The sequence below is a fragment of the Paenibacillus nitricinens genome (assembly GCF_052056485.1).
GTDB classification, from domain to species: domain Bacteria; phylum Bacillota; class Bacilli; order Paenibacillales; family Paenibacillaceae; genus Paenibacillus_AQ; species Paenibacillus_AQ nitricinens.
Genome location: NZ_CP183948.1, coordinates 2,159,261 through 2,173,775, shown reverse-complemented (window position 1 = coordinate 2,173,775; position 14,515 = coordinate 2,159,261). Strand labels below are relative to the sequence as shown.

Below are 14,515 nucleotides of genomic sequence, written 5' to 3'. Positions count from 1 at the left end.
CACAGCCTTCGAAAAAAAGTTTATACCATCATACCTCCTCTGAGATTACACATGAATGATGTTTTCCCTCTGGACTATGATCTTTTATGCTCCTCCGCAGCGTTCTTCATCCTCCCTCCCCTAACAACTGATCCTGCATCTCTTCCTCCGGCGTGTCGATCAACGGTAGTCTTATCGATACTATCGTTCCCTGAGGTTTATTCTTTTCGTACTTTAAGCCGAAACGCCTCCCGTAATGTAGCTGAATTCGCTTATTAACGTTACTGTTTCCCATACCACTGAAAGAATGCTGATGGCGAATACCATCGCTATCATATTCCTGAGCATCCATATCCAACATACCTACACCATTATCAGCTATGGTTATAAGAAGATCTTCCGCTTGTTTGCTCACTATGATTTCGATGATACCAGGATAGTCAACATTCTTTAGTCCATGAATAATACTATTTTCTAAAATAGGTTGTAGTAGCAATTTCAAAATATAATAACCTGCTAAATCCTCATCGACTTCCCATCTCGTTTGAATCGGTCTACCAAAACGAATCTCCATGATATACAAATAATTCTTTAAATGATCTATTTCCTCATCAATCGTAGTCAGAATTCCACCTCGATTAAAAGAAGAAGCCAGCAGGCGAGTTAGGGCATGTGTCATATTCCGTATGTTATCTGCTTTACTGATTAAAGCCATAAACTTGATTGAATTGAGCGTATTTATTAAAAAGTGTGGATTGATCTGCGACTGAAGTGCCGCAAACTCCGCCTTTCGCTTCTCCACCTCTTGCCTTTCATGATGATAGAGTAAATCCTGAATACGCTCCGTCATATGATTAAAAGAATGCCCAAGCTTAATTAGCTCCAGGCTGCCTGTTCTCATAAATTTAGCGTTTAAATCACCTTCAGTCACCAGATCCATTTGCCGGAGAAGCTCATTTAACGGCTTAGTAACATTAGATACAAAGTAAAATGAAACAAGAATAAACGCTAAGATGATCATCAATGCAAACACCCAGACGATATAATTCACACTAAGGTAATTGGCTGTTAGATCAGCATATGGAATAGACTGTACTAGCCACCATCCGGTCTGATCAATCTTAGCGTAGGTTATCAGATTTCTATCATCACCATGAACATCCACAACGTACCCTTTTTCCTCCGGCCCACGATTTGCGAACCAGTGCATTTGGAATTCCCCCCCTCTAGAGGCAAGGGTATTGGATGAGATAATTTGACCTTCCTCTGTGACGATGAAAAGGCTGGATTCCGTATTATCACGTGACTGCAAAATATGATCAAAGGCACTACTCTCAAACGTAAAAAGAATCATTTCTAGCTGGGATAAAGGATTGATTACACTTGGAGATAGGGCAGCAACCATATTGTAAGGATTGTAGTTACCATATAAAATATTGGGCATCATCCCCAGAAAATGAACGCTATCGGGATTATTCAGCACCTGCCCATACCACGTTTTTTGGCGAAAATAAGAATCATCCAAATTCAAATTCTTTAAGTACGAATAGGATTTATGGTCTTTAAATAGGAAGTTCACCGACAGTACTCGTCCTGAGATAGATGCCGTGTACTTCTCTATTAAGACCTTTAGTTCATAGTAAGCCTGCTGTTTCTCGACTCCACGCTTACGATTAATTTCATAAAGTTTTGCCATCACATCCCTGTCCATACCGATGGAAGCAAATAGACCCGTCAACCTCCTTATTTCCTGACTAACGGAATAGGAGATCGCTTGAGCTGTTTGTAGAGATCGTGATGTATTTTGCTGAAGAATATCTCGCTTATAAATATTTAGAATAATGATGGAGAATAAGATGATCGGCAGAATGACTACAAGTATAAAAAAAAGCCTTAAAGTGCTAGACATCCGCCAATTTTTTCTCATAAGTTCACTCCCCTTAAAAAGATAACTTATAAACGCTCACTTCCACCTCACCATGAATATTGAAGAAACATATTCCCTTAAATTTGTTCTACTTCCTGCATGGTGACAAAAGTACTCAGAATATTACACACATCCATTCACTTAATCTTTAAATCCGAGCTTTTTCCCAGTTTTCGACAACGTTACGAGTTGATTCAAAACGAAAAAGAGCCGACACTAATGTAGAAAGTTCTACTTTAGGATCAGCTCCTTTTGTCATTGAGTTATCTGATGTATTACTAATCGCGTATCATTCCATAATTCATTTTCCATTTTCTTATCTCCACCTGGATGTACGGGCACTATTGGATTGCCTGTTCCAACATTAAAATATCCCCCTGTGGTCTCCTGATATTTTGGATCGATCATTAAACGAATAATGATATCAGCTCCCTTACGTGGATTCCCAATATGAAGAAATTTCAATACCCGTTTAAGTATAGGTGCAAACCATAACTCACGCCCCAAACCCGTTACATTAAAACCAGGATTTAATGCGTGAACAATAACTCCGGTTCCTTTGAATTGGCGAGCAAGTTCAGCGGTAAACATGATATTAAGCAGCTTAGTTTTTCCATATATCTCTGACGAACCTCTAGCCGAAAAATCAGATGTATTTATCAAATCCTCCGGAAGCTTAAGTTCTCCATGATTGCGTGAAGCTTCAGAAGCTACATTTATAATTCTTGCACTTCCCGCTGCCTTCAAAGAAAGCTGTAAAGTATGAGTCAATATCCATGGGGCAAAATAGTTCACGGCCATCATTTCTGATATTCCTTCAGAAGTGATCCGCTGTTCAAACGCATGAAGTCCTGCGTTATTTAATAACACGTCTATCTTCGGATATGCGTCAGATATTTCTTGCCCCAAACGACTGACATCCTTCATTAAGGATAAGTCCCCATAGAAAAAATTTATTTCGGCAGCAGGTACGCTCTCTGTAATCATTTTCTGAGTAGCTTCTGCACGACTTTCACTCCTAGCAGTCAGAACAAGATGAGAACCACGCTTTGCCATTTCAATGGCAACGAGTTGTCCCAAACCACTTGTAGCTCCAGTAATTACAATAATCGGTTTTGTCGTCATCTTCATTCTCCTTTATATAGGACTAAAACAGCTGCAAGTTCATTTTGACAGGATGTTATCGAAAACATATAATTGATATATGTCAACTATATTCAAGTGATTGATATATGTCAACTAATTAAAAGTATAAAATTTTTGAATAATAATCTACGTTAGGTGGTTCAACCAATGAATGTCGAACGCAAAGATACGTTAAGAGGACAACTCGAGCTAAAGCTCGGCGAACAAATTAATGCGCTTATTAGCGCCTCACATGCACTGAATGTCAGAACTGCCGCCGCTTTCGATTCTTCTATACAACCTGCTGCTTTCCATATCGTCCGTTGGCTGTATTCCTATGGTCCGACTAGCGCCTCTGCTTTGGCGGAAGCAACAGCTATGGATCGTAGTTCGGTTAGTCGTCTTCTCAAACAGCTTGAGAATTTAGGGTATGTTAAAAGGGAAGACTCTCCACATGATCGTCGAGCTGTACTTCTTGCGCTCACAGAGCTTGGACGACAACAAACCTTTGCTGCGCTGCAGGATAAGGAGTTCGTATTTTACGAGCGTATTGCTCAATGGGATAACCAGCAGCTTGAGACCTTTACCGAAATGCTTAAGGAATTCAATGGATTTTAGCCATACTATGCATTGTGGAGTTAATTTTCATTTGCATAAAATAATTTAATTTGATAGTATAACTGACGAACGTTCGTTAATATTGAGGTGAATTTTTTTGAAAAGTAAAGAGATTAAAGACATTGCTTTGAAATGCTTCACAACTCATGGGTATGAAGGTGCTTCTTTGTCTCAAATTGCTGAGCAAGTCGGGATGAAAAAACAATCACTTTATGCCCATTTTAAAGGGAAAGATGATCTCTTTCTACAAGTCTTACAAGAAGCTAAAGAGACAGAAATTTCATCCAAACTACAATATTTGAGTAAGGTGGGGACTCAAAATCCTAAAACGGATTTATTAGGATATCTGCAGTTGGTCATTGATATGTTTCAAAAGAACGAGCAGTTAAAGTTTTGGCTGCGTATCTCTTTTTTTCCACCGCCCCATCTTGCTAAAGCGATTGATGAAGAAGTCATCGACACAGAGAAAAAGATTCAACCCGTACTTGAAAGTAAATTCCAAGCTTGGATCGATGCCAAAGTCATCATGGAAGATGCAGCCTCCATCCCAACGCTTGCCTTTTTAGGTGTAGTTGATTCGATTATGCTAGAGCTTGTATATGGCAATAATGAGATCCGTTTAAATGAAAAACTGAATGCCTCATGGACCGTATTTTGGAGAGGTATTTCACAGCTGTGATTCTACAAAGAGAGGTATTTACTTCATGAAGAAACCATTGAAAGAACAAAAAACAGTCTTACTCATTTTGCTAAGTAATATATTCATTGTTTTTCTAGGTGTTGGACTGATTGTCCCTGTTATGCCATCCTTTATGAACATTATGCATTTGTCAGGTAAAACGATGGGGTATCTTGTAGCAGCATTTGCGTTCGCGCAATTACTCATGTCTCCTCTGGCTGGGCGATGGATTGACACTTACGGCAGAAAAAAAATGATCGTAATCGGCTTAGTACTCTTCAGCACGTCGGAATTAATCTTTGGTTTAGGCACACATGTATCCGTTCTTTATTTTGCCAGAATTCTTGGAGGGATTGCTGGTGCATTCATTATGCCTGCCGTCACTGCTTATGTTGCGGACATCACCTCAGTAGAGGAAAGACCTAAGGCAATGGGTTATGTTTCTGCCGCCATTAGTATTGGTTTTATTATTGGCCCAGGAATCGGAGGATTTATTACTGAACTAGGTATACGTGCTCCATTCTATTTTGCTGCTGGCTTCGCCTTAATCACTTGTATTTCGTCGATATTTATTCTGAAAGAGCCACTATCCAAAGAGCAGCTTTTGGAAATCAGTAATCTTAAAAAAGACACCAACTTTATCAGTGATCTGAAACGCTCGTTTCACCCAGCATATATTATTGCGTTTATTATTGTGTTTGTCCTCGCCTTTGGTTTATCGGCATATGAAACTGTGTTTAGCCTGTTTTCTGATCATAAATTTGGCTTCACTCCACGGGATATTGCAACCATCATTACAATAAGCTCAATCTTCGGGGTGGTTGTGCAGGTCTTTTTATTCGGTAAAATGGTAGATAAGCTCGGTGAAAAAAAACTCATTCAAATCTGCTTAATTGCTGGCGTAGCCTTAGCAGTAGCCTCCACCATGATCAATAACTATTTAACTGTTCTGCTAGTTACCTGCTTCATCTTTCTCGCTTTTGACCTACTCCGTCCAGCATTAACGACCTATTTATCAAAAACGGCTGAAAAAGAGCAAGGCTTTGTCGCTGGCATGAACTCAACCTATACTAGCCTTGGTAATATCATCGGACCTGCATTAGGCGGAGTATTATTTGATGTAAACATCAACTATCCGTATCTCTTTGCGGCTGTCATTATGTTTATTGGACTTCTAATCACAATGGTATGGAAAGAAAAACAAGCTACTAGTGGGTTGGTAAACTAAGCGGTGGATCACTCACAAGAACAAATAAATTTGTGACAAAATATTTTTTTGTATATTTTAAATCAGCAAAAAGACACCCGATCAAACAAAATGAAGTGCTCCCTGTCAAGTGGACAGTGTAAAAAACAAAAATAGTTAGTTTAGATACCTCAGCTCGTATTACTAGAGCTGAGGTATTTTCGTTATGCAGCTCGTCGGTATTCGTTAGGTGACAAGCCATCCAAACATTCTGTATAGCGGTAATTATTGTAGTAGTGAATATATTTGCTAACCTCCGTGAGGACTTCTTCATAGGTATCAAATTTTGTAAGATAATAGCTTTCTGCCTTGTAAGTACCCCAAAAACGCTCAATAGGTTGGTTATCCAAACATCGGCTCACACGAGACATGCTTTTCTTAAATCCGTATTTCACATGAAGTCGGTTATACTCATGTGACGTGTACTGGAAACCTCTGTCGCTTTGTAGAAGAGGAGATACGCCAGGATTCTTCGCGTAAGCCCTTTTCAACGTATCCATCACGAGTTTATTGTTGTTGGAATGGCTTAATACCCATGAAACAATGGAATTATCATATACATCAATAATGGCACTCAAATAGGCTTTGCGCCCATTCCCGTACTTCAGTTCTGTCACATCTGTACACCATTTTGAATTAGGGGAATTGGCATCAAAGTTACGGTTCATTACATTTTCAGCTACATGGATCTCCGTAGCTTTCACATAACTTGCTCGTTTTCTGCGAATGACTGCTTTAAGCCCAAGAGCACACATAATTCGGTAATAACGCTTTTTGTTGTACTGCTTTTTGAGCTTTCGGTTTAATTGCGTGCGCATTTGACGGTAGCCAAGAATCCCTTTTCGCTTGTCATATCGTAGCTTTACTTCTTTCGCTAACGCACGAGTTTCAAGTTCTATGCAAGAGGGTTTCCATTTTAACCACTTGTAATAGGCAGATCGAGCAACCCCAGCTAACGCACACAACTTCGTAATTGCGTGACCTTTTTCTTTGTTCAGTTCTTGAATCGCTTGATACAAGTTTACTTGTCGAACGAGGGTTAGCGTGTATTTCGTCGCTTGATCTCTGCCAACTTTTTTGCGAAGTCATTCTCCATCTCTAGGTATTCATTTCGCGCTTCTAGCTCTTTAATCCGTAGCTTAAGACGTTCATGCTCCTCTAGTTCTTCTACAGGCTTTTTACGACCTCGATTGTCCTGAAGAGCTTCCTCACGGCCAGCTTGATATTTCCGAACCCATGCGTAAACTTGCTGATAAGATACACCGTATTTTTCAATCGCTTTCTGATAATCCAATTCATTAGCGATGGTATATTGTGCAATTTCAATACGTTCTTCGAAAGTTGTTTTACGTCCTTTGTTCATATGAGATAGTCCTTTTCCTTTATGTGTAGGTTTTAATTCTATCTCATTAGTATACTTGGTAATCCATTTGATCAAAACACTTCTACTTGAAATATGATGCTTGTTTGTCGCCTCTTCAACGGAGAAACGACCAGACAACACTTCGTTAACAGCAGCCAGTTTGAATTCCTTAGAGTATGTTTTCCATGTTCTCGATTCCTTTAACCCGTCCAAACCATCTGCTTTATATTTCCTAATCCATTCTCTAACCGTGTGCGAACTAAGACCTCGCTGTTTTGCCTCATAGTTTGGATTCGACTTGTGCTCAAGGCACAGCCGTACGACATGTAATTTTACTTCTAAAGATGCTGGACTTCTTTTAGACATTAGAAAAACTCCCGTCATTGTAGCAGTAGAAGTTTTTGTTTTTTCTACTGTCTACTATGACGGGAGCATATCAAAACCGGGTGTCTTTTATTTTGACAAATCTCTATCGAATAATCCTCGCAACAGAATAATGCTGCCTGTAATACCTGAAAGCCACCGCCCTTAAAAGTGCCTATTGCATCGGGAGCCCTGTTTCGCGAACTCCACATGTGTGGAGTATTCAGTGGGAACAACTTTATACGATGTGCCCCCATTAAATAAAATGCCAGACTACAGAAAACTGTGGTCTGGCAACTTGTTTATACCTATTCTTAGTTTGTTAGGTTTACGTATTACGTTTAAATCATACCTTAAAGTTCCTGTATTGCGAATTCAGTTTCGATACGATTTCATAATTCTTCAACCTAGAATGGATTGATCACATGGAAAAAGACGTTAGGCGATGCCATGCGGTAATAATAGCTGCACCAGCCTGCACCTTTGTCGGTGAAGCGGTTTGTCGTGCTATACAGCAATCGTTCCTGCTCCAGCTCCTCGATCCGCTCGAGCTTTCCGTCCGCATATTCTAACAGCCTCATGCTCGCTGTATCCAGCCGGCTTAAGACGCCCCCGTAACGAATATCGAGCACCTCCCAGCCAAACGGCTTGAACATCGATAGCCATTGCTTCCGGTGTGCGGCGCGAAGCTTTAGTACTGACTGCGAGATTTCGGGCAAAACGTCCTCAGCAATCCGTCTAAGCAATGCCTTGTCGCCACTGTCATAAGCCCGCTTCAGCTCAAGCCCGATTTCACTCTTCTGCTTCAGCACCGCACACAGCTTTTGCGGCACCTCGAACAAGTAATCCAGCTCTGCCTCAGGCTTTCTGCGGCTAGCAATTTCACTTTCTGTCCATGCATAATGTGCCGTCATATCTAACCCATCAATCTGTTTGTCGAACAGCCCCAGCAGTACATCCTGATACAACAGAAACTTAGACGGATTGCTCTGCTTCTGATTATTTGGTGCAGCTCCTGGTGTCTCGTCCAAATACTTCAGCCCCATGTAAGCATCTGCCTCGATGCCGGTGCAGAACCGAACGCGCTCGGCCAGTACCTCGTCAGTCGGCGTGGACGAAGAATAGGCATGCTCCGCATAAAACTGCAAGCCGAGCAAAGCAATGTACGGATTGCTCTCCATTCCGTCGTCACCCCACATCGTCGCATAAACTTCGCGGATACCTTCCTTCTTGCATACCGTCAGCGCTGCATCCGTCGCCGGCAAGGATAGCCCGTAATTGACGCCGAACGTATTGAATACCCACACCGCACCCGCAAAAATGAGAGTATTGCCAAGCGGCCGGTGTTTAGCGATCAATGTTTCGTAGTCCCTCTCCTCGACGTGGTTATAGTCCCAGTAAACCATATCTATGTCCTTCGGAATGCGGCTCGACATGTCCTCTGATATTTGCGTCTCATGGCCGTAATAATCTTCACCGTTCGCCGAAGCCAGCTTCAGGAACATATCGCTCCACATCATCGCTTTCAGCCCTAAGCGTCGAGTTACTGCGAGCACCCGTTCCAGATGGCCTGTCATAATATCAAAACGGCTCATATGTCCATTGCGATCCAAAAATTTACCCCGTCCAAGCTCTTCCGCTTCATCCATGCCGATGTGGATTTTCCGGCTGCGGAACGGTGCGCTAATGCTGACAATCATATTTTCGACCAGACGATCAGTCTTCTCCGCTCCAACTAGCAACGCGCCTTTTGTATCTTTATATTCCTTTACCGGCTCCCATTTCAGAAACTCCTCCAAATGAGCCAGTGTCTGAATGCTCGGGAACGCTTCAATGCCGAATTGATCGGCGTAATCGTCGATTTCCTTCAACTCCGCAGCAGAGTAGCGGCCGCGCATATAGCCGAAATAAGGCTCATCTTCGATCTCGTAAGTGTCTTCCAAATAGAGCATGACGCTATTCAAGCCCATCAGCGCCATTTTGCGCAGCATAAACTTGAAGCTTTCAACGGTCAGCACTCCATTGCGCGACAAATCAAACATCGGACCAATCGCATCGAATTGTTGTTGCTCTATAATTTGAAACTTCTCTCCGCTACTAAACTTCTGAATCAACAATCCCAAGCCGCGGAAAAATTGATGTTTAGCGCCGTAACGAATATATGCGCTTTTACCATCATAGCCAACTTCCAGTTTTCCTGAAGACGATTCTATCCACACGGGAATTCCGTCCTCCGACGATTCTGACTTAAGTTCGGCAAGCAGCAACTGAAGCCCTGATTGAAGCTCGCTCAATTCTCCCATAAAATGTAATTTCACTATCAATCCCTCCACATGAATGAAATATGTATAAAATTACACCAAAAACTCGATCAAGGATGTTAACCTTTGACCGAGCCTGCTACCATACCTTTCATAATTTGCTCTTGAAAGATCAAAAAGATGACGATGGTTGGTATTGCAGCAATAAACATCGCTCCCATTGTTAAGCTGTAGTCCGTTCCGAATCCGTCGGAGAAGAGCGACAAGCTGAGGGGCAGCGTCTTCAGCGCTTGAGAATTAATAAAGACGAGCGCGAAGGAGAAGTCATTCCAAAACCTCAAAAATGCAAGAATTGTAATCGTAGCCACGATTGGCAGAGACAGCGGGAAAATGATGCGTCCGAAGATTCCCCACCAGCCATTGCCGTCGATCATCGCCGCTTCCTCTACTTCTCTTGGAATAGATACGATGTAGGCCATTCCGAGGAAGATTGCAATTGGTAATTCAAATGCCGTATAAGGCAGAATGAGTGACCAGTACGTATTCAGCATCCCGAGCTTGTTCATGAAAATAAACAATGGAACGAGTGTGCTATGAATTGGAATGAGCATGCCGAGCAAGAACAATCCTTTTACAGCTCCACTCCACTTGAATGGGAATCGGGCAAGCACATAAGCAGCAAGCATGCCGAGCACAATAGTTAGCAGTAGCGCTGACATAGTAACTACTGTGGAGTTGAGCACCGCCCGGCCCATATTTCCGAGATCCCATGCCCGGGTTATGTTGTCGAGCTGCCAATGCTGCGGCCAGGAATAAGGACGATTGAAAAATTCCTGATTCGACTTGAATGCGCTTATTCCTAACCAGTATAGCGGATACAATGTAATTATGGCATAAAATAACAGAATGATTTTCGCAATTCCGGAAATCGGCTTACGTAACAGCGAGCCTCTCCTCTTCTCCGACCGAGCGTTTATCATTACTTGCATAGCGATTCACTCCTTCATCGGCCGGGCTAACATTAGCCGACCGCCCATTACCCGCGTCTCTTCGTGATGATGTGATTTAGGCCAATGAGCACGGCGCTAATCAGAATAATCATTGTGGATACCGCAGAGCCGTAGCCGTAACGGTATACCGTAAAGGTGTTATTGTACATATATGTGGCGAGCAATTCTGTAGATTGTGCAGGTCCGCCACGCGTCATGACGATAACATGGTCGAATGCCTTTAAGCTCCCAGATATGCACAGTACGATGGTTACAACAACCGTTCCCCAAATCATCGGGAGCGTTACGAAAAATAGCTTCCTCCAACCAATCGCCCCATCGATCTTCGAAGCATCATTAATTTCTGAAGAAATATTTTGGAGTGCAGCGATGAAAATGATAAGATATGGCCCGATATTTGCCCAGTTAATCGGAATCGATACGGCAAACATATTGATTTTAGGGTCGTCTAGCCAAGTTCGAGTCCAAGATTCCAGTCCCAGCGTCTCCAATAATTGATTCAGTAAACCAATTTGCGGGTGATAAATATAACCCCAGATAAGACCGACGACGACTGTAGACAGCACCATCGGGAGAAATACGGCGGAGCGCATCAAGCGATTGAACATCGTGTTCTTAAGCAGGAGCAATGACAGCAGCAATGCGACCGATACTTGACCTATTACTGCCGAGACAACAAGGATCAGATTGTTTTTCAGCGCTCTCCAGAATACAGGGTCCTCTAATATCATTCGATAATTATCCAACCCGATAAGCTTGGCAGTACCGAGTCCCTTCCACTCAAAGAACCCGTAGTACGCTGACCAAAAAATCGGGACGATCGCAAAGATGATAAAAATGAGTAGTGCAGGAAGCAGCGCCATGATGACGAAGCTTCTGCTGCGCAATGATGCAGGCATGGCGGCAGCCTCCTTTACTTGCTTTTGTCTGATTACTTTTTAGTCGAACGCGCTTGCGCATCCTGCAGTTTTTTAGCAACATCCTCCGGCTTACCACCCATCATAAGCTCTTGAAGACCGTTGTTAATCACCTCGCCTGCTTCAGCAGATAAATAGGCGTCATATACCGGTGTAATTTCAGAATTCACAGCCAATTCGTAAGCTTTGAAGTAAAGCGGGCTTACTTTCGACTTATCCAGTTCTACTTTGTACATAACCATCGAGTTGCTTTCTGCAATCGCCTTTTGGCCGTCCGGTCCGCTTACTGCGTAGATCAGATCAAGTGCTGCCTGCTTTTGTGCACCTTTTGTATTTTTGTTAAGCGCGAAGCCAGCGCCAGCGCCGCCCGAAAGTGTATTCGCTTTGCCTGCTCCACCTTCGATGCCAGGCATAGTTGTGACTTCGATAGGTGCTAATTGCTCAGGTGTTGAGGATGCTGCAAGATTCGTAAGTGACCATGCACCGTTAATCATCATGGCTGCCTTGCCTTGAATGAAGTATTGCTCTGCCTGTGTGTTGTCGATGCTGTTTGCGCCATCTTGAAACGCTTTATTGTCAACGAGCTCTTTGTACTTACCCAATGCATCAATGAACACAGAATCTGTAAAAGACGCTCCATCTTGAGCTGCAGCTTTCAAAAACCATTCCGTGCCTGTCACGCGGTCAGCCAACGAACCGATAATCGTCGATTGTGCAACCCATGGCGCTTTATTGCCGAGGGCAATCGGCGTAATGCCGTTGTCGTTGAACGTTTTGATCGCAGTCATCATCTCTTCCCAAGTCGTCGGCACTTTTACACTATGCTTCTCGAAAAGATCTTTATTGTAATACATGAACGAAGTTGCTGACATCCCGAGCGGTGCTGTGAAAATTTGTCCTTTTTCAAACGCATAGCGGTCGAATGCCCCTGCCAAGAAATTGTTCTTCCATTCTGGGTATTTATCCATCAACTCTGTAATCGGTTGAAGCTTCCCGGCATCATAGAACTCTTGGGATTGGCTGCCCGCATAGACGAAAAATACGTCTGGCATTTCATTTGCTGCAGCCACTGTGCTTAGGCGTTGACGATAACCGTCAACCGGGATCGCTTGCGCGTCTACCTCAACATCTGGATGTTCCGCTTTATACTTGTCGATCAGGTCTCTAACCGCTTTGGCACGAAGGTCATCACCTGCGAAGTTATGCCATATTGAAATTTTCGTCTTTTCTTCAGAGCCTTTGTTACCTTCATTGCCCTGCTCCGTTTTTCCGCCATTGTTGCAAGCGGTTGCCAAAAGGGCAATCATCAAGATAATTGTCGTTACAAACGCAAATCTCTTCTTCATTCAAATATTCCCCCTTTAGTGATAACCCTAGTATAGATAAGACAGACGATAAGTCGTAGGGGGGATAATTAAGCGCTTACGGGGGATATTTTCACCTTCGGCCATTCATCTTGATCGATATTGCGAAGGGGTTTCGCCACTGTACCGCTTAAAAAGCTGGTTAAAATGCTTCATATCCTCGTAACCTACCCGCCTAGCGATCTCGCTTACCTTCGCCGGCGTTTCCTTCAACAAACGGCTAGCCCATTCCATTCTCGCTTCCGTTACATACTCAATATAGTTTTTACCTGTTTCCTGTTTAAACAGCTTGCTAAAATAGTTTGGATTCATATGTACGCTTGCCGCTACCTGTGCCAAAGACAAGCTGTCAGCAAGATGCTCGCGTATATAAGCAACAGTTCGGTTTATGGCTTCATTTCTGCTCCCATTTAATCGTTCATACTGCGCATGGATTGCAAGCAGCATCTGCTGCAGTATTTCTTCTGGATTCGTTGAAAGCAGCTTCATATCCAGCTGTTCAAGCTGCGGAAGCTTCGGCATCGATTGACCCACGGATGCCGCTGCACGCTCTAACCAGCGGTATCCCCCAACGATCAACGAATGCAAATACGCTTGAACCGAACTAGGCGTCGCTTCCGTATCCTGCCTAATGCCCGCCAGTTCACCTTTAATCCACTGCTGTACGACTTCTCGGCTTCCGCTTCTCAGAACGGCGGTTAACTTACTCTCCACTTCTTCCGTACAAACGGTCCGCATTCCTTTCCGGTCTTTAATATCCTCATAAACCAGCAGCCTTGCTTCCTCTGCTAACCATCGGAAAGAGGTGGTATGTTCGGCGGTACGAAGGGACTCCCTCAATTCTGCCACATTGCTGGCCCATACACCGCATGCTGCAAAAAAAGGCTGGCGATAAACGCGCTCCGCCCGCTCCATCGACGCCTTAACCAATCGCTTCGCGCCCGGCTGCCCCCTGCGGAAAATAAGCAGCCATCCATATTCCCAATCCAGAATGACACAGCCAAGTGAATCCCTAATCATCGCAGCCGCCTCATTCATTTCACTTTCCGTCTCCTCCTTCATGGTCAGTGGAGACGCTGATGTCACTAGCCATAGCTCTAGCTTCTCCATATCCAATCCGAGCCTCAGCTCAGGATAATAGATCAACAGTTCCTCACTTTCACGCTCCGTCAGGAGATTGTCCCCGCGAAGAAACCGATCTAGCTGCTTCCAACGGAATGCCGTTTGATGGATGGCGCCTTGATGATCAGCCTCCCTTCTGCTGACGATACGCTGCTTCACGCGCATAACCGCAGTCATGATATCGCCAGGACGGCTATTTTTAAGCAAATAATCACTTATGCCTTCCCGCATCGCTTGCTGTGCATATGCGAAATCATCGAATCCAGACAATATAACAATTTCAATGTAAGGAAAATTCCGCTTAACCTCACGAGATAATTCCAATCCCGTCATTCCCGTCATCCGAATATCGGTTAGAATGATGTCAGGACACTCAACCGGAATGCGCATCAAAGCTTCCTCTGCGGAAGCAGCCGGCACAAGCAGCTCAATGCCATTCTCTTCCCATTTAATAACCGTGCTAATGCCGGTCCTAATAATGACTTCGTCATCTACAATTAAAAGCTTCATATGCAGACTCTCCTTCTTCCCCACAAAGGTT

12 protein-coding genes are annotated in these 14,515 nt (G+C 43.4%); 3 read left to right on the top strand and 9 right to left on the bottom strand.

What is annotated here, in order from left to right:
• Positions 1–106: 106 nt before the first annotated feature.
• Together ACN6KS_RS09490 and ACN6KS_RS09485 are read right to left on the bottom strand one after the other, a co-directional pair.
• Positions 107–1,906, bottom strand: coding sequence for a cache domain-containing sensor histidine kinase (locus tag ACN6KS_RS09490; RefSeq protein ID WP_440961864.1), 1,800 nt, complete (start codon positions 1,904–1,906; stop codon positions 107–109).
• 255 nt (positions 1,907–2,161) lie between these two features.
• Positions 2,162–3,031, bottom strand: a complete 870-nt coding sequence (locus ACN6KS_RS09485) for an SDR family NAD(P)-dependent oxidoreductase (RefSeq protein ID WP_094871490.1) — start codon at positions 3,029–3,031, stop codon at positions 2,162–2,164.
• Between the two features lie 168 nt (positions 3,032–3,199).
• Here ACN6KS_RS09485 and ACN6KS_RS09480 point away from each other — a divergent pair, with 168 nt between their 5' ends.
• From ACN6KS_RS09480 to ACN6KS_RS09470, 3 genes are all read left to right on the top strand, one after another.
• Complete coding sequence (locus ACN6KS_RS09480; RefSeq protein ID WP_094871491.1) at positions 3,200–3,649, top strand: MarR family winged helix-turn-helix transcriptional regulator; 450 nt, start codon at positions 3,200–3,202, stop codon at positions 3,647–3,649.
• A 97-nt stretch (positions 3,650–3,746) separates the two neighbouring features.
• Positions 3,747–4,328 (top strand): TetR/AcrR family transcriptional regulator, encoded by a 582-nt coding sequence (locus tag ACN6KS_RS09475; RefSeq protein ID WP_440961863.1) that lies wholly within the window; start codon positions 3,747–3,749, stop codon positions 4,326–4,328.
• 25 nt (positions 4,329–4,353) lie between these two features.
• Positions 4,354–5,556, top strand: a complete 1,203-nt coding sequence (locus tag ACN6KS_RS09470; RefSeq protein WP_341134321.1) for an MFS transporter — start codon at positions 4,354–4,356, stop codon at positions 5,554–5,556.
• Between the two features lie 182 nt (positions 5,557–5,738).
• Here the strand turns inward: ACN6KS_RS09470 and ACN6KS_RS09465 are convergent, their stop codons facing one another.
• The 7 genes from ACN6KS_RS09465 to ACN6KS_RS09435 all read right to left on the bottom strand — a co-directional run bounded on the left by ACN6KS_RS09465 (position 5,739) and on the right by ACN6KS_RS09435 (position 14,484).
• Positions 5,739–6,593: an IS3 family transposase gene (locus ACN6KS_RS09465; RefSeq protein WP_440960104.1), complete on the bottom strand. Its 855-nt coding sequence runs from the start codon at positions 6,591–6,593 to the stop codon at positions 5,739–5,741.
• 20 nt (positions 6,594–6,613) lie between these two features.
• Positions 6,614–7,303 carry a helix-turn-helix domain-containing protein gene (locus tag ACN6KS_RS09460; RefSeq protein WP_440960103.1) on the bottom strand — a complete coding sequence of 230 codons (690 nt, stop codon included), beginning with the start codon at positions 7,301–7,303 and terminating at the stop codon, positions 6,614–6,616.
• Positions 7,304–7,707: 404 nt separating this feature from the next.
• Positions 7,708–9,618: a beta-N-acetylhexosaminidase gene (locus ACN6KS_RS09455; RefSeq protein WP_440961862.1), complete on the bottom strand. Its 1,911-nt coding sequence runs from the start codon at positions 9,616–9,618 to the stop codon at positions 7,708–7,710.
• Positions 9,619–9,680: 62 nt separating this feature from the next.
• Complete coding sequence (locus ACN6KS_RS09450; RefSeq protein WP_373455888.1) at positions 9,681–10,541, bottom strand: carbohydrate ABC transporter permease; 861 nt, start codon at positions 10,539–10,541, stop codon at positions 9,681–9,683.
• A 56-nt stretch (positions 10,542–10,597) separates the two neighbouring features.
• Entirely contained in the window at positions 10,598–11,470 is an 873-nt protein-coding gene (locus ACN6KS_RS09445) for a carbohydrate ABC transporter permease (RefSeq protein ID WP_440961861.1), read from the bottom strand.
• Positions 11,471–11,502: 32 nt separating this feature from the next.
• Positions 11,503–12,834: an extracellular solute-binding protein gene (locus ACN6KS_RS09440; RefSeq protein WP_094876995.1), complete on the bottom strand. Its 1,332-nt coding sequence runs from the start codon at positions 12,832–12,834 to the stop codon at positions 11,503–11,505.
• Positions 12,835–12,939: 105 nt separating this feature from the next.
• Positions 12,940–14,484: a response regulator transcription factor gene (locus ACN6KS_RS09435; RefSeq protein WP_440961860.1), complete on the bottom strand. Its 1,545-nt coding sequence runs from the start codon at positions 14,482–14,484 to the stop codon at positions 12,940–12,942.
• Positions 14,485–14,515: the final 31 nt, after the last annotated feature.

Excerpts from the sequence above, each read along its gene's own strand:
- ACN6KS_RS09470 (WP_341134321.1), top strand. The coding sequence starts at position 4,354 with ATGAAGAAACCATTGAAAGAACAAAAAACAGTCTTACTCATTTTGCTA.
- ACN6KS_RS09445 (WP_440961861.1), bottom strand. The coding sequence starts at position 11,470 with ATGCCTGCATCATTGCGCAGCAGAAGCTTCGTCATCATGGCGCTGCTT.
- ACN6KS_RS09485 (WP_094871490.1), bottom strand. The coding sequence starts at position 3,031 with ATGACGACAAAACCGATTATTGTAATTACTGGAGCTACAAGTGGTTTG.
- ACN6KS_RS09440 (WP_094876995.1), bottom strand. The coding sequence starts at position 12,834 with ATGAAGAAGAGATTTGCGTTTGTAACGACAATTATCTTGATGATTGCC.
- ACN6KS_RS09460 (WP_440960103.1), bottom strand. The coding sequence starts at position 7,303 with ATGTCTAAAAGAAGTCCAGCATCTTTAGAAGTAAAATTACATGTCGTA.
- ACN6KS_RS09450 (WP_373455888.1), bottom strand. The coding sequence starts at position 10,541 with ATGATAAACGCTCGGTCGGAGAAGAGGAGAGGCTCGCTGTTACGTAAG.
- ACN6KS_RS09480 (WP_094871491.1), top strand. The coding sequence starts at position 3,200 with ATGAATGTCGAACGCAAAGATACGTTAAGAGGACAACTCGAGCTAAAG.
- ACN6KS_RS09490 (WP_440961864.1), bottom strand. The coding sequence starts at position 1,906 with ATGAGAAAAAATTGGCGGATGTCTAGCACTTTAAGGCTTTTTTTTATA.
- ACN6KS_RS09435 (WP_440961860.1), bottom strand. The coding sequence starts at position 14,484 with ATGAAGCTTTTAATTGTAGATGACGAAGTCATTATTAGGACCGGCATT.